The sequence below is a fragment of the Rhizobium mesoamericanum STM3625 genome, from assembly GCF_000312665.1.
GTDB lineage: Bacteria > Pseudomonadota > Alphaproteobacteria > Rhizobiales > Rhizobiaceae > Rhizobium > Rhizobium mesoamericanum.
Map to the genome: position 1 here is coordinate 1,106,942 of NZ_HF536773.1, position 14,784 is coordinate 1,121,725.

The 14,784-nt window shown below is 58.3% G+C and carries 13 protein-coding genes; 2 read left to right on the forward strand and 11 right to left on the reverse strand.

Annotation, left to right across the window (positions count from 1 at the left end; genetic code table 11):
• The first annotated feature begins 4 nt into the window (after positions 1-4).
• On the forward strand, positions 5-1,438 hold the full coding sequence (locus BN77_RS25445; protein WP_007537552.1) for an aldehyde dehydrogenase family protein: 1,434 nt from the start codon (positions 5-7) through the stop codon (positions 1,436-1,438).
• 226 nt (positions 1,439-1,664) lie between these two features.
• On the opposite strand, the gene BN77_RS25450 is transcribed toward BN77_RS25445, so the two are convergent.
• From BN77_RS25450 to BN77_RS25485, 8 genes are all read right to left on the reverse strand, one after another.
• Entirely contained in the window at positions 1,665-2,702 is a 1,038-nt protein-coding gene (locus tag BN77_RS25450; protein WP_040678451.1) for a LacI family DNA-binding transcriptional regulator, read from the reverse strand.
• A gap of 103 nt (positions 2,703-2,805) precedes the next feature.
• Positions 2,806-3,189, reverse strand: coding sequence for an antibiotic resistance protein VanZ (locus BN77_RS25455; RefSeq protein WP_040678783.1), 384 nt, complete (start codon positions 3,187-3,189; stop codon positions 2,806-2,808).
• Positions 3,190-3,260: 71 nt separating this feature from the next.
• Positions 3,261-3,821 (reverse strand): dTDP-4-dehydrorhamnose 3,5-epimerase, encoded by a 561-nt coding sequence (gene rfbC, locus BN77_RS25460; RefSeq protein ID WP_007537558.1) that lies wholly within the window; start codon positions 3,819-3,821, stop codon positions 3,261-3,263.
• Positions 3,818-4,702, reverse strand: coding sequence for a glucose-1-phosphate thymidylyltransferase RfbA (gene rfbA / locus BN77_RS25465; RefSeq protein ID WP_007537560.1), 885 nt, complete (start codon positions 4,700-4,702; stop codon positions 3,818-3,820). Before rfbA ends, rfbC begins: the two co-directional genes overlap by 4 nt.
• Positions 4,699-5,595, reverse strand: a complete 897-nt coding sequence (gene rfbD / locus BN77_RS25470) for a dTDP-4-dehydrorhamnose reductase (protein ID WP_007537564.1) — start codon at positions 5,593-5,595, stop codon at positions 4,699-4,701. Before rfbD ends, rfbA begins: the two co-directional genes overlap by 4 nt.
• Positions 5,592-6,641 carry a dTDP-glucose 4,6-dehydratase gene (gene rfbB, locus BN77_RS25475; RefSeq protein WP_007537566.1) on the reverse strand — a complete coding sequence of 350 codons (1,050 nt, stop codon included), beginning with the start codon at positions 6,639-6,641 and terminating at the stop codon, positions 5,592-5,594. Before rfbB ends, rfbD begins: the two co-directional genes overlap by 4 nt.
• Before the next feature lie 49 nt (positions 6,642-6,690).
• Positions 6,691-8,130, reverse strand: a complete 1,440-nt coding sequence (locus BN77_RS25480) for an exopolysaccharide biosynthesis polyprenyl glycosylphosphotransferase (RefSeq protein WP_007537568.1) — start codon at positions 8,128-8,130, stop codon at positions 6,691-6,693.
• 519 nt (positions 8,131-8,649) lie between these two features.
• A complete protein-coding gene (locus tag BN77_RS25485; RefSeq protein ID WP_007537570.1) occupies positions 8,650-9,021 on the reverse strand; it encodes a hypothetical protein in 372 nt (123 codons plus the stop codon).
• Positions 9,022-9,438: 417 nt separating this feature from the next.
• Here BN77_RS25485 and BN77_RS25490 point away from each other — a divergent pair, with 417 nt between their 5' ends.
• Positions 9,439-10,305 carry a right-handed parallel beta-helix repeat-containing protein gene (locus BN77_RS25490; protein ID WP_244426238.1) on the forward strand — a complete coding sequence of 289 codons (867 nt, stop codon included), beginning with the start codon at positions 9,439-9,441 and terminating at the stop codon, positions 10,303-10,305.
• Positions 10,306-10,334: 29 nt separating this feature from the next.
• On the opposite strand, the gene BN77_RS25495 is transcribed toward BN77_RS25490, so the two are convergent.
• From BN77_RS25495 to BN77_RS25505, 3 genes are read right to left on the reverse strand one after another with little or no spacing between them, the layout of a single operon-like run.
• Positions 10,335-11,624 (reverse strand): tetratricopeptide repeat protein, encoded by a 1,290-nt coding sequence (locus BN77_RS25495; RefSeq protein WP_007537574.1) that lies wholly within the window; start codon positions 11,622-11,624, stop codon positions 10,335-10,337.
• Between the two features lie 23 nt (positions 11,625-11,647).
• On the reverse strand, positions 11,648-14,524 hold the full coding sequence (locus tag BN77_RS25500) for a tetratricopeptide repeat protein (RefSeq protein ID WP_007537576.1): 2,877 nt from the start codon (positions 14,522-14,524) through the stop codon (positions 11,648-11,650).
• Between the two features lie 12 nt (positions 14,525-14,536).
• Entirely contained in the window at positions 14,537-14,731 is a 195-nt protein-coding gene (locus tag BN77_RS25505; protein ID WP_040678455.1) for a hypothetical protein, read from the reverse strand.
• Positions 14,732-14,784 lie beyond the last annotated feature (53 nt).

The following is a 14,784-nucleotide window of genomic DNA, read 5'->3' on the forward strand; positions in this document are numbered from 1 at the left end:
CAGCATGCTCGACAAACGCAAATTCTATATCGATGGCGAATGGGTCGCGCCGCTGGTGGCAAACGACCTTGAGGTCATCAATCCGGCGACCGAACAGCCGGTTGCGGTTATTTCGATGGGTACGGCCGCCGACATCGACCGTGCGGTTGCGGCTGCCAAGAAGGCTTTTGCGACCTACAGCCGCACAAGCGTCGAGGAGCGCCTGGCGCTCCTCGAAAGACTGCTCGAGATTTACAAACGCCGCTACGAAGAGATGGCACAGACGATCACGCTCGAGCTCGGTGCACCGATCACCATGAGCCGCGAACAACAGGCCGACGTTGGCGTCGGTCACCTCAAGGGCTTCATCGATGCACTGAAATGGCTGAAGATGCGCGACACACTGCCGAACGGCGACGTCCTTCTGCGTGAGGCAATCGGCGTCTGTGGGCTCATAACCCCGTGGAACTGGCCGATCAACCAGATTGCGCTGAAAGTGGTTCCGGCGCTGGCAACAGGCTCGACCTGTGTACTGAAGCCTTCCGAATTCACACCGCTCAACGCCCTGCTCTATGCGGAAATGGTGCATGAGGCGGGCTTCCCTGCCGGCACCTTCAACCTTGTGACCGGCGACGGTGTCAATGTCGGAGCCGCGCTGTCGAGGCATAGGGATGTCGATATGATGTCCTTCACCGGCTCGACCCGTGCGGGCATTGCCGTCAGCAAGGATGCGGCGGACACGGTCAAGCGCGTGACGCTGGAACTCGGCGGCAAGTCGCCCAACCTCGTATTCGAGGATGCCGATCTGGAGGATCGCGTAACGGCAAGCGTGCTTGAATGTTTCAACAATTCGGGGCAGTCCTGCGATGCGCCGACCCGCCTCATCGTGCAGAGTTCGGTCTACGATAAGGCCGTCGAAATTGCCGAGCGCGTAGGCCGCGAAGCAAAGGTTGGCCATCCGGCAGAAGAAGGTGGCCACATCGGCCCGCTTGTCAGCGACATCCAATTCGGCCGCGTGCAGGCATTGATTGACGCCGGTATTGCCGAAGGCGCGCGCGTTCTCGTCGGCGGAGCCGGCAAGCCGGAGGGCTTTGAGACCGGATATTTCGTCAAGCCGACGATTTTCGCCGACGTCAACAATGACATGCGGATCGCTCGAGAGGAAGTATTCGGGCCAGTGCTGGCCATCATGAGGTTTGACACCGAGGAGGAGGCGATCGCGATCGCCAACGATACGAACTATGGACTGGCTGCCTATGTCCAGACGGGTGACCCGGATCGCGCCGAGCGCGTCGCGACAAGGCTGCGGGCCGGAATGGTTCACATCAACGGTGCGCCGCATCGCTATGGAAGTCCCTTCGGCGGCTATAAGCAATCCGGCAACGGACGGGAAGGTGGAGTGTTCGGGCTGGAGGATTTTCTTGAGGTCAAGACCCTTCATCGACCTGATGCAGCGTGATCGAAACATGCCCCTGATGATGTCAAGTTGACCTGAGAAAGGGCTTCTAACCGCGAACGAAAAACTGCCAGGTCACCATATTGGTGAACTGAGAAAGCTGTTCGGCAGCACACGACACAAAAGGTCGTCGTGTCCGCCGCGATGCGATTGCGACAAGTGGACTTTGCCTGGTTCAGTCGACACTCTCGCGAGAGCGGCCGCAAACAAAATGGCGGCCACTCCTGACCTATGCCTTTAACGAAAAGGCATCGCTCTCGCCGGGCGCGAGCTCGAGAGGCCAAATCGTGTTGCGGGCACCCTTCGGGTAGTGTTCGGCATAGGCGGGCATCGTCGCAAGCAAGGTTTCAGCGAGCTCGACGCCGAGATCGCGCAGCGACATGCGGAAGCAGGTAAGCGATGGCTGCAGGAATTTGCCGCGCGGTTCTTCGCGAAAACCGATGACCGCAAGGTCGCGCCCGGGAACGATGCCCGCTTCGTTCAGACGCCGGTAAAGGCCGATCGCCATGAGCTCGTATATGAGTATGATTGCGGTCGGCTTGCGGTCGAGCCGCAGCATCTCGTGACCGGCCTGATAGCCGCCCTGCTCGCTCGATTTGACGCGGATTACCAGCGACGGATCGTAGGCGATGCCATGTCGTTCAAGCGACTGGCGATAGGCATCAACGAAAATATAGCCGAGGTTGATGTCGTTGGACGGCGCTGCGACGGCGATCCGGCGATGCCCCTTCGACACCAAGCGATCAACAGCGCACGCGGCAACACCCTCGAAATCAAGGTCGATCCAGGTGTGGTTGCCGCCGGATGTGCTGCGCCCGAGCGCGACGAAGGGAATCTTGGCCTTGACGAGAAGATCGATGCGCTTGTCGACGCGCTGTGTGGCCGAAATGATCATTGCGTCGACGATGCGCCGCGCGACCATCCGCTTCAGATATTCGTACGGGTCTTCATCGTTGGGGCACGGCAGCATGAGCAGGTCAAGCTTATGACGCGACAGGACGCTCTGCAGGCCGCCGGTAACGCCGAGGAAGAAGTTATCACTGTTTTCGACCGTTTCCTTGCTGGATTCAATCATCAGGCCGATGACGTTTGTCGTGCCTTGGCGCAGGCTCCGTCCCGACTGGTTCGCCACGTAGCCCAGCTCTTCGGCGGCCGCGAGCACGCGCTTGCGCGTTTCCTCGTTGACATCGGGCCGGCCATTCAGCGCACGCGAAACCGTCCCGATCGAAATGTCGAGATGCTTTGCGAGTTGGCGAATTCCCCTCATCTGCGGCAATCTTCCTCCCGATTGAAAGCCTCGCCTTCCTATCTGCCATACTAAAACGTTTCCGGAAAGCGCCCTTGATCGCCCGCCGAGTAGCCTCCTGGTTTCAAATTGCCATTGAGCCGGAGGTCGCCAATGCGACCATGGCCACAATGGCACCGGCTGCGGCTCCACTGGATTTGGCCATTGCGTCGGGCAGCCGTGCATGGCGCGACGGCGACAAGAGCTGCAGTAATTCAGACAGGCCTGCGCCGATCACACAAGCGAGGGCAACCAGTGCTGCGGAGCGTGAATAGCCGAGCACAAAGAAGAACGCCATCGCCGCGAAAGCCAGGCTCCGATCAAGGTTGACGTAGGTGATCGTCCGCGGCCGCAACCGGATGGGGGCAATCGTCACGAAAAGGATGAATACAAGCAGCGCCCACGCGATGGCTTGTGCAACGACGATCAGGCTCAACCCGCTCACAATCTGATCAGCCAAGTCGGACATCCTCTTGTCGCTTTTCAGGAACATTGCCCAAGGCTTGGCATATTTTCAACTATGAGATGAAGCAACAAGATTCACGAGTCCAGCGAACCGTTGAAGACTTCCGCATCTCGCAACGCCGGCGCGACGGCGTCCTTTCCTGAAAGGATGGGCATCGTATCCAGTGGCCAATGAATACTCAGCGTGGGGTCATTCCAGATGATCGCCCGCTCGTTCTCCGGCGAATAGAAGTCAGTGGTCTTGTAAAGGAACTGCGCTGTTTCGGACAGAACGAGGAAGCCATGCGCGAAACCGGCCGGAATCCAGAGCTGACGTTTGTTGTCAGCGGACAGGATTTCCCCGACCCATTTGCCAAACGTCGGTGATCCCTTACGAAGATCGACAGCAACGTCAAATACCTCGCCCTCAACGACACGCACCAGCTTTCCCTGCGGTTGTTTGATCTGGTAGTGCAGGCCTCGCAGCACGCCCCTTGCCGATTTGGAATGATTGTCCTGCACGAAGCTGACATCACGACCGACCACCGCTTTGAACTGCGCTTGGTTGAAGCTTTCGAAGAAAAAGCCGCGGTCGTCGCCATAGACCGTAGGCTCGATCAGCAATACGTCGACAATTGCCAGCGATTTTGCCTTCATTGACTTGCGGCCTCCGTAATGAGGCGCAGGAGATATTTGCCGTAGCCGCTCTTGGCAAGTGGCGCCGCCAGTTGCTCGAGATGGCGGCTGTCGATCCAGCCATTGCGGAAGGCAATCTCCTCTGGGCATGAAACCTTCAGGCCTTGGCGATGTTCCAGCGTCGAAATGAACTGGCCGGCGTCGAGGAGAGAGTCATGGGTGCCCGTGTCCAGCCAGGCATATCCCCGACCCATTATTTCCACGGTCAGGTTACCGTCATTTAGGTAGCGGCTATTAAGGTCGGTGATCTCCAATTCGCCCCTCGCCGAAGGCCTGAGCTGCTTGGCAAACTCAACTGCCCGCTCGTCGTAGAAATAAAGCCCGGTCACGGCAAAGTTCGATTTGGGTTGAGACGGTTTCTCCTCGATTGAGAGGGCCTTGTTTGCGCTGTCGAATTCAACAACGCCATAGCGCTCCGGGTCAAGCACATGATAGGCGAAAACGGTTGCTCCCGTTTCGCGCGACATACCGCTTTGCAGCAACAATGGCAGATCGTGCCCATAGAAGATATTGTCGCCGAGCACGAGCGCCGAGGGCGCTCCACGGAGAAAGTCCTCGCCGATGATGAACGCCTGGGCAAGACCGTCCGGCGAGGGCTGCACCGCATAGGAAAAACGCACGCCCCACTGGTGGCCGCTGCCAAGCAGAGCTTCGAAGCGCGGCGTATCCTGTGGCGTCGAGATCACCAGAATGTCGCGAATACCAGCAAGCATCAGCGTGCTTAGAGGGTAGTAGATCATCGGCTTGTCGAACACGGGCAGCAGCTGTTTGCTGATCGCCAGTGTCGCCGGATGAAGCCTCGTGCCAGAGCCGCCGGCGAGGATAATGCCTTTTCGAGTCACGACTGCAGCTCCCGTTTTCTAAGTTGCTGAAGCATTCTTTCCACGTGGACGGTCCAGTCCGGCAACTCCAATCCGAGGCGATCAGCGAGCGCATGACTGTTGAGCACGCAATTGCGTGGCCGCGCCGCTGGCAGAGGATATTCCTCGGTTGCAATCGGCTCGATGTTCGTGACATCCGCCTGCAAGTCAAAGCCCAGCTCACGGGCACGCCTGACGACGTGGCAAGCAAGCTCGTACCAGCTGGTTCGGCCTTGTGCCGTCGTGTGATAAATACCATCAGGGAGATGCTCGAGGCGATGCGCGGCTACCGCCAGAGCCGTCACGTCGGCAATCAGTTCCGCCGATGTTGGGGCGCCAAACTGATCGGCCACGACGCGCAGGTTAGGACGCTCCCGGGCCAGGCGCAGGATGGTGTTGATGAAATTGGCGCCTTCTGCGGAGAAGACCCAGCTCGTTCGCATGAGGATGAACTTGCATCCGGACGTCTGAACCGCCCGTTCACCCGCCCGCTTTGATCGGCCATAGACACTCAACGGGTTCGCCTCGTCGGTTTCCACGTAGGGATCCTGCTTCCGGCCGTCGAACACGTAATCCGTCGAATAGTGAACAAGGGTCGCCCCGTGCGCCTGTGCAAAGCTGGCAATGGTTGCGACGGCATCGGCGTTGATACGAAAAGCCCGGTCGGATTCGGTTTCCGCCAGGTCGACCTTCGTCCAAGCCGCCGCGTTGACGATGAGATCTGGAGCGTGGGCTTCCAGAGTTGCGGCAATTTTATCAGTTGATTCGAGGTCCAGGCCGTCCCGCCCGAGTGCTGTGACCGTGCCGAGGGGAAGCAACGTGCGCTGGAGTTCGAAGCCGAGCTGGCCGGTCTTGCCAAGGAGCAGGATGTTCATGCGTATTGCTTCGCTATCCAGTTGCGGTAGCTGCCCGACGTGACCGCCGTAACCCAGTCGGAATTGTCGAGATACCAACGCACTGTTTGCCTGATCCCGCCTTCCAGCGTCTCCGACGGTCGCCAGCCCAACTCCGCCTCGATCCGGTTCGCATTGATCGCATATCGCCGATCATGTCCGGGTCGATCACTGACAAAGGTGATCTGGCTCCGGTAGGAGGTTCCGTCCGCCTTCGGTTGAAGCTCGTCGAGCACGGCACAGACCATGGTGACAACGTCGAGGTTGGTCCGCTCGTTCCAGCCGCCGATATTGTACGTGCGTCCTGGCAGACCGGCTTCCAAGACACGCCTGACGGCGCTGCAGTGATCCTTGACGTAGAGCCAATCACGAATTTGCTGGCCATCGCCGTAAAGAGGCAACAGGCGTCCCTGCAGGGCATTGTGAATGACCAGCGGAATGAGCTTTTCCGGAAAATGATACGGGCCGTAATTGTTTGAGCAATTTGTGGTGAGGACGGGCAAACCGTAGGTGTGGTGATAGGCCCGCACAAGATGATCGCCGGCCGCCTTGCTGGCGGAATAGGGACTGTTGGGCTGATAGCGCGTCTGTTCGTCGAAGGCAGGATCGTCCGCGGCAAGCGTGCCGAACACTTCGTCCGTGGATACATGCAGGAAACGAAAAGCCTGGCGATCCTGTTGTCTTGCCCAATAGGCCCGCGTTGCTTCGAGCAGCCGGAAGGTTCCCACGATGTTGGTTTGAATGAAATCCTCTGGGCCGTGAATGGACCGATCGACGTGGCTTTCAGCAGCGAAATTAATCACGGCTCTTGGCTTGTGCCGTTCCAGCAAGCTCGCGACCAGTGTCGCGTCGCCAATACTCCCATGCACGAAGATGTGTCTGCTGTCGCCGGCAAGCGAATCCAGATTGCGAATGTTGCCGGCGTAGGTCAGCGCGTCGAGATTGAGAACAGTCTCATCATGTTGCGATAACCAATCGAGAATGAAGTTCGAGCCAATAAAACCGGCGCCGCCAGTCACCAAAATCATCGCTTACTCACCTCTCCAGCAAACTCAAACACACGACAGCGATAAGACCCTAGTAGACGTTGCGACGGTCAATGACCGTGACTGCGGTCCAGAAGACTATTTTCAGATCCAGCCACAGTGACCAGTTGTTGATGTACCAGAGGTCATGACGAACACGATCAGCCATCCGGTCCACAGTCGGCGTTTCGCCGCGGCATCCATTGATCTGAGCCCAGCCAGTGAGGCCCGGTTTGACATGCCTGCGTGAGGCGTATCGGGCGATAAGCGCTCCGTAAATATCATCGTGTACCAGCGCATGCGGACGCGGTCCGACCACCGACATATCGCCTCGAAGGATGTTCCAGAATTGAGGCAGTTCGTCCAGACTGGTTGACCGGATGAAGCTGCCGACCCGAGTGACCCGAGGATCGTTGCGAGTTGCCTGACGCACGTTGATGGAATCTTCCATCACGGACATGCTGCGGAACTTCAGGATGCGAAACGCGCGACCGTTATAGCCCTTTCGCGATTGCGCAAAAAAGACTGGTCCGGGGCTGTCGAGTTTGATGGCAGCCGCGATAACGACACAGATCGGAAACATGACCACCAAGGCGGCAATCGAAAAGACAATGTCGAACGCCCTTTTCAGCCCGCGCTCGTAATAGTCGAGCGGCGGCCGGTGTGTCTGAAAGACGCGCCGTTCCCCGACGGTTTGCGCCAAGCCTTCGACGACATCGCCAACAATGCCGCCGAACATGACGCTTACGGGCACACAGAATTGGCGAAGAGCGATCAGACACTGTTCCAGCGCAGGCAAGTTCCCATAATCACTCCAGGCGACAAGCACCTCATCGACGTCGGTGATGCCATGCTTCTCATAGGCTTCGCTTGCTGACGCCAAGGCCATATTGGCTTCGGTAATTCGCATCGTGTGCTTAACACAAAGGCCGCTCAGTGCGGCGCGTTGAACGACAGGCTCGGTCGGCATCGCACCCGGACAAATCAGCAGTACTCTGCGGCTTGGAAACGCCGCACGCGCAACGGCTCTGCTGAGGTGGCGGTGCCAGAACAGGCGCAATGCGATCAGTCCACCTATCGAGAAAACCGCAGTCGTGATGATTGCGCCCCGAGATATTGTCGTACCGATCTTCAGGAACAGGACAACAGCGAGAAGGAACAAAAAAACTGCAGGCAGGAATGCGGAAATCCATAGCAACTGGCGACGGAACGAGAGCAACTCGCCAGGTCGATAGGCATGGATGCCAAACATGGCCAGAACGAAAATCGTGGCAACAAGCAAGCCGATGCCAACGTAAAGCGACGGATCGGCGAGGCCGCCGAAGACGAGCCGTTCGTAGAACAAGTGGCCGGCAGCGCTTGCCGCGATGAGAAGAATGAAATCGAACGCCGCCGCGAAGCCGGTAATCGCAATGCTGTTGAAACCGAACCATTTCCGGTCGCTCTTGACGGAAAGATGCGGGCCCCAGTTCTGCTCGACTGGAATGGTCATGATTCACACCCTCAACCCTGCCGTATAGTTAGCACGGGTTAAACGGGCCCAACAATTAACCTAGAATACGCCTTATTGCGTAACAACTTGGACAATTGTCGATTATACTTCGCGCGTATCGGTCGCAGCGCGGTATTTATTCACGAGTAATTGAAACTCAATTCAAGATATACTGCTATATATGCAGAATTAACGATGCGTTGTTTGGCGCATTCAGGGAACCCGTGTATCGGTGGAATCAATCCATGTCATTGGCTGCTAAAATGCAGCGCTGCCGCTTGCTAGATGCCGTCTCAGACGCTGGGCAGCCTAGAAAATGCAGTGGCACTCGGGTGTTCTTATTGCCGCGCGACCAAAGCCGTATTCCGTGCCGCCTTAACCAAGATCTTGCGCCGGCCATGGCTTAGATCACCCGCTGCCATGTAGCGGCAGCTTCACGATTCTTGCTGGTTGCGCTCTGGACGCGTTGGCGAGCGACAGCGCGGATTCTCCCGAAGACTCGGGTCCCGAGGGTCGCTGCTACCTTGGTATGTCGAGCTTGTTTATTGCAAACGTATAATTGCTGCCTGTGCCCCCGCGGCTGACCACCAGTTTGCGTGTCTTGGTTATGATGCGCGCGAAATTTCCGTCTGTTGTAATCGACCGCGCAGTCGAAATCGTGGCGTAGCTTTCCCCCGGGAATTTTTGAGGGCATGCCTTGCCACCGGTGGCATAGATGCGCGCGCCGCCTTTCTCGTAGCGCTGCTGAATAGGCCGGCCATTGGCGTCGGCAAGAACCTTACAGCCGGGCGCATTCGGAACCGGAATAATCCTATACCAGGGACTGTCTGCGAGAACGCTGGGCGCGGATAATGACAGCAGGGTGGAGGTAACGAGGAATAGTCTCAACATGGTCCAGCTCCTTCATTCTCAGGAATATAAAGCTATATTAGCTCATGTTGATGGACAAGATTTTTTCGAGTCACAAGAAGAAAAACGACATTATATCTGTTTATCTATCAATCATTTGCCATAGTCACGTGAGATATTCCTAAAATATCTTAGGGCAAACGCATCCGTTTACTTGCCCCGAAGATATGCTTCTTCCACTGCCAGATAGGTCCTTTGAAGATTGCGAAGAGGTTCACAATGACTCATGGATCTTTGACGTGCTTTCTTTTCGCCCGCTTGGTTGCCTTTTGCAGTTGCACGGTGCTAGCGAGTGCAAGTTTTGCGGCAACAATTGATGTTTTTCCTTCGTCAATGCACGGCATCCAGGCTGCTCTCAACAGAGCACAGCCCGGCGACGTAATCCGGCTGAGACCCGGAGTGTACTATGAAGATTTCAAGACGGTCCGAAACGGCAGGCCGGGAAAACCGATCGTGATCACCGGTCCTCGGTCAGCAAGCGTCAGGGGAGCCGGTGCACCAAGAGTGATCGAAATCAACCACGACTATGTGGAACTGCGCGGCTTCACCGTCGATGGCAAGTTCGGTGCCGGCAACACCAATGGGAGCTACCGCGACAAGCTCATCTACGTAATTGGTAAGACGCCCGGAGACGGTGTAACGGGCCTGCGGATCTTGAACATGTCCGTCAAGAACGCCGGTGGCGAATGCATCAGGCTTCGCTACCAGACGCGCCGCAATGAAATCGCCTATTCGCAGATCAGCAATTGTGGCCGCTATGACTTCGCCTTCCGGGATGGCGGTAAAAATGGTGAGGGCATCTACATCGGTACGGCGCCGGAACAGCGAGGCGCGCATGGAGCTCCGGACCGATCCGTTGACGCCTCCGACGCCAATCACATCCATCACAATGTCATCGACACAAGGGGCAACGAGTGCGTTGATATCAAGGAAGGGTCAAGCCGCAACGTCGTCGAGCATAACCAATGCTCCGGCCAGCAGGACAAGAACTCTGGCGGCTTCGATTCTCGCGGCAACAACAATGTCTTCCGCTACAACACCGTCAGCAATGTTCGCGGCGCGGGTGTGCGTCTCGGCGGAGACAGCGATAGGGATGGCATCAACAACGATGTTTACGGCAATACGTTTCGCAAGGTCGGCGTAGCGGTCGTGCGAGCTGAACGCGGTCCACAGGGCAAGGTTTGCGGCAACAACTCGCAAAGCAATTCCGAAACGACGCAAAAGAAGAAGGGCAAGGTTCAGCTCGAGCCGCTAGCTGGCTGCTAACCGGTCGTTTCCCAGGTACAGGTGTCGGTTCAGTTGGATGACAGCTTCTGGAGCGCGGCGCGCGCCAGCGGATATCCGCCCGCCGCCGATTTCTCCAACCACTGTCGCCCTGTGGCGTCGTCTTGCGGTTTATCGGTCGACTGCAGCATCATCATCCCGAGTAAGTACTGAGCTTCCGGATCGTTCTGCTTGGCTGCGCTCTCGCGATAGGTCTGTGCTGTTTCAAGCGAGGCAGTAACGCCGGTACCATAGTAGTAGGCATCGCCCAGCACCTTTGACGCCGACACGTAACCGCTGGCTGCGGCCGATTGAAGGCTTGAGACAATCAGATCCTTCCCTTTCTTGTCGACATCTGAACGCGCGAGGGCCTTTGAGAGATAATCGATGGCATCGGCGTTACCGCGTTCCGCCAGTGTTCGGAATATCGAAATCGCCTCGTTGACGGCCTGCGGCTGATCCCTCTTCCACAGGACCTGCGCCATCACCTTGAGTGCATTTGGGTCGGCTGCCCGTCCTTCCGCCCGGATGGCGGCCATTGCTTCATCTTGGACGGAGGCTGGATAGTCGAGATTGAGCAATTGCTTCGCGGGTCGGCCTGCGTCCACCGGGTTGAGCGCCATTGATTGCAGAAGCAACTCGGAGCTCGCGGCCATATCCTCAGGCGTCTTGCTGAGTACGATGCGCGTGGCCATCTCTGTATAGAGCTTTGCCCGGCGAGCCGGCTCAAGCCTGGCGGCCCATTTCTTCGCTTCGGGGATGTTCTTGGGGGTGCCACGGCCTTCGGCCAGCGCAAGCGACGTTGCCTCGATGCCCTTGGCGTTCCCGACAACGGCCGCCCATCGGTACCACTTATAGGCAACCACGTCATTTTGTGGGACATCGAGCCCGGCGTATTGAATCAGTCCGTAGGCCGCTACGCAGCTCTTGCACCCTCGCATCGCTTCAGCAGCAAGTGCGCGCAGGACGGCCGGTGTCCTATCCCCAAAGACATAGTCGTTCATGAGAATGCCCTTGGCGAGAAGCCTTGTCGTGTCTCTTGACGTCGGGCCTGTCAGTAAAAGAGCGAAGCCGTAGTTGGGATCGCGCACCTTTCGATCGGGTGCGGTCAGCGCCGCGGTGGCAATCAACAGGCGTTTGGGCAAGGGAAGTTTGGCCGCCGCATTTACTTCGGGCCAGCCCTTTGCCAGCCGGAGTTCTTCCCAATTGGCGTATGTTTCGACGACGGGTCGAGGCGTAGGTTTTACGACTCTCGCTTCGGCGGTCGCCATCGTTGCTGTCGCCATCAGAGCGGTCAGCGATATGCGTAGGATGGTCTTCATGACGCCTACTCCTGCATGACTATTCAGTTTGCCAAGTCAGTCGACTTGCTCAGCCAGCGTTGTGCCTCTTCGCTATCGGCTTTTGTGCCGAAGCCGATCTGCAGCGCGATTGCATACTTTTCAAAGGCGCCGCGGTAGCCGGCATGGGCCGCCTTTGAGAGCCATTCAGTGCTCTTTGTATCGGAGTGTTCGAACCCGTGGGTGCCAGCCGCGTAGAAGTCGGACACCTTGATCATGGCGGAGCCGTTCCCGAGGGCTGCGGCCTTCAGGGTCCAGGTCTTTGCCGCTTGGGTGAATGCGGGGCTGCCTTCGGAGAGCCGCAGATAAAGCCTGGAGAGGAACATTGCGACTTGCGGTGAATTCTGCGCCGCGAGATCGCGCAGCAGCGCTTCTACCTTCTCGTCACCTCTGGAGGGGTCGTCGAGGGTTGCCTGCTGCGACAAAATTTCTGTCACCAGGCTTTGCAAGGCGGCTTCGTCGCCGAGCCGCGCGCTTTTTAAGAGCCACAGATAGCTGTTGTTCTCATCCACCGGCAACCCCTCGCCGGTGCTGTACATGCGGCCGATCTCGCGCATGGCCTCTCGCTTTCCTCCCTCGGCAGCGGCCTTCATGAGCTCGATTGCCTTTGCCTTTTCAGCTGGTCGTTCGTCCAGCATGATGCGGGCAACCTGGTATTCCGAGCCCGGATCCTTCATTGGCTCGGCCATCAGCTGATCGAAGAGACCGAGATAATCCTGCTTAAACCGCGGCACTGTTCGTATCGCCGCTGCGACCTGAACCTTTTCTTTCTCCTGACAAAGTGGACGGCTGAGCGCGACTTTGAAAATGGTCGCTTGCCGCTCGGGATCGCTTTCGAACTCAGCCTGCTTTAGGAGCGCGCGCAAATCGCCAGTCGCGTTCGCGCGGGCAAGCCACCGCTGCCAATCTGCCCCGCCACCGTCAGCGGCCGTTACCTTCATGTCCACCAGCCGCAGCATTGCCGAGACGCTGCCCTTGGACGCCGCCGCGACAAAAAGGGCTGCAGCCTTCTTGGGATCAGGTTCGAGCGTTGGATCGGGATCGATGTAAAGCCTGGCCAACTCGAAGAGCAGCTCCGGGTTTCCTGTGTGGGCCGACGCCTCCAGCATCGCTCTCGCCCTCATAGCATCGCGCTCCTCGGGGGCATCAGGTGACAGGACCGCCTGCGCCTCCGTCAACGTCGCAACACCAGCGTCAGCGGTCATCGCGCGCTTGTACCATGCGTCAGCCGCGGCAGCATCCTTCGTCGTTCCCCGGCCGTCACGGTAAGATAGACTAACCCGCATCATGGCTTCGACGTCACCTTGCTCGGCTGCCTGCATCAGATACTTGAGGGCTATCGCGTTGCCATCATATGTGCGCTTGGCGGACGCCTCGTCTGCCAATGCCAGCAGGCTTGCTGCGTTGCCCGCAGCCGCTGCCTTTTCAAGCCAGACGTGCGCCTTGGCGCGGTCCTTCTCGACGCCCGTCCCACAGGAGTAGAGCGATGAGAGTTCGCTCATTGCAACACCGAGGCCATGGTCGGCGGCCGCCTTCAGATATGTCAACGGATCCTTGTCGAGCCTTATCGACGGCTTTTCGCCCGACGCGAGATTGTAGAGCTCGAAGGCGGAACGGGGTGATCCAAGATCTGCAGCCCTCACCAGCGTCTGCTTGGCGAGTTCGAAATTCGGCGCACCGGCGCTGCCACGTGCGTACATGATCCCGAGTTGCTCCAATGTGCGCAGGTTGACGTCAGGCAGCGCGGCCGCCTTCTGCAGGCTCTGCAGTTCGAGACCGGGATTGGCTTCGGTGCCATAGGTCCCCCGATAGTAGGCGGCCTTCATTTCAAAAGCACGCGGGTTGCCACGCTCTGCTTCCTGAGCCAACAGTTTGAATGCTTCGTTCTTACTGCTTCCTTCGGCTGAGGTTGAAAGCAGAAGGTCGGCAAGCGTCAGCCGGCTCGCCGAGTGCCCAAGCGCTGAGGCCTGCCTCAAAAGCGCCATCGCTTGCTGTCGATTGGCGGCGTCACTGTCTTGCAGGTATCGGCGCGCAAGCGTCGACATTGCCCTGACATCACCAAGTTTCACGGCAGCCTGCAGCCATTGTGCTGCGCCCTGTTGGTCGTCGAGACCCAAATCGGGGTCGACCAGGATGTCGGCAAAACCGGTCAGAACGCTGCAATCGCCAGTGCCTAACCTCTCGGACATTTTCGAAACTGCACGGTTCAGATAGAGACGGCTCGCGTCGGCGCTCTCAGCGATTTGCTGATTCCGGTAATAGAGGCGCGCAAGCTCCACCTCGGCATTCGGATCGCCGGCATTTGCCGCCGCAGTGAGATATGTCTGCGACTTCTTGGGGTCGGCTGGCACGATCCGTCCTTCGCGATAGAGCCTGCCGAGAAACGTTCCCGCCTCGATCGTCCCGCGTTTGATCGCCTCCGTCTCGACCCGGACGATATCATCGGCGTGCAAAGACGCGTTGTCGTCGTCGGCAAGAATACGGGCGTAAAGATGAAGCGCGCGACCCGCTCCGGCAAACGGTACCTGGCTGAGGTAAAGGGCAATGCGCTCGGCAGTTGCCGGGCTTCTCTGATAGAGACTGTAGGGGTCGAATAGCGTTTGCGCATCCCGCAGCATGTCGTCGGGCGAGAGCGTGCTTTGACTCTTTCCGTCCCATCGGTTCCAGTTGCGCGGCGCGGGCACCGCTGGCGGTGCGACGCAGATGTGCGAGTAGTCGAAATCCGGGCTCAAGGGAATCAGTGTCTGAGCAGCGGTCGCAGCGATCGCGTTCGTCGCCAGAACCGGTGCGCAGAAGGCAAGCGTCGCGGCGAATACGGTTTTCCGGAAACTCCCGAGCCGACGGCCGATGGCCGCACTGCAAATCTCGTTTCCGCTTGGCATTTGACCGTTACCTCATTGCTTCGGACTGTCGTCGCTGTCGTCTTTTGTCGATCCCGCCGTCTCGAGCATGCGCCGGCGTGCCCGCGCGATAATCTCGCTTCTCACCAGGACGACCCAGTTCTCGGTCGGCCCAAGTTCGCATTCGTTTCGGGCCGGCACGATCACAGCGGTGCAGGCAAGGACCCGTGCTCCTTGGTTTTTCTCCAAGTTCAACCCTCCCAGAAGCTGGCGGGGTATTCGCCTGCGAAACGTGACGCTGC

What these genes read in the sequence shown, in the direction of transcription:
- BN77_RS25445 (WP_007537552.1), top strand. Translation starts at nt 5, where the DNA reads ATGCTCGACAAACGCAAATTCTATATCGATGGCGAATGGGTCGCGCCG.
- BN77_RS25450 (WP_040678451.1), bottom strand. Translation starts at nt 2,702, where the DNA reads ATGAGGGGAATTCGCCAACTCGCAAAGCATCTCGACATTTCGATCGGG.
- BN77_RS25455 (WP_040678783.1), bottom strand. Translation starts at nt 3,189, where the DNA reads ATGTCCGACTTGGCTGATCAGATTGTGAGCGGGTTGAGCCTGATCGTC.
- rfbC (WP_007537558.1), bottom strand. Translation starts at nt 3,821, where the DNA reads ATGAAGGCAAAATCGCTGGCAATTGTCGACGTATTGCTGATCGAGCCT.
- rfbD (WP_007537564.1), bottom strand. Translation starts at nt 5,595, where the DNA reads ATGAACATCCTGCTCCTTGGCAAGACCGGCCAGCTCGGCTTCGAACTC.
- rfbB (WP_007537566.1), bottom strand. Translation starts at nt 6,641, where the DNA reads ATGATTTTGGTGACTGGCGGCGCCGGTTTTATTGGCTCGAACTTCATT.
- BN77_RS25480 (WP_007537568.1), bottom strand. Translation starts at nt 8,130, where the DNA reads ATGACCATTCCAGTCGAGCAGAACTGGGGCCCGCATCTTTCCGTCAAG.
- BN77_RS25485 (WP_007537570.1), bottom strand. Translation starts at nt 9,021, where the DNA reads ATGTTGAGACTATTCCTCGTTACCTCCACCCTGCTGTCATTATCCGCG.
- BN77_RS25495 (WP_007537574.1), bottom strand. Translation starts at nt 11,624, where the DNA reads ATGAAGACCATCCTACGCATATCGCTGACCGCTCTGATGGCGACAGCA.
- BN77_RS25500 (WP_007537576.1), bottom strand. Translation starts at nt 14,524, where the DNA reads ATGCCAAGCGGAAACGAGATTTGCAGTGCGGCCATCGGCCGTCGGCTC.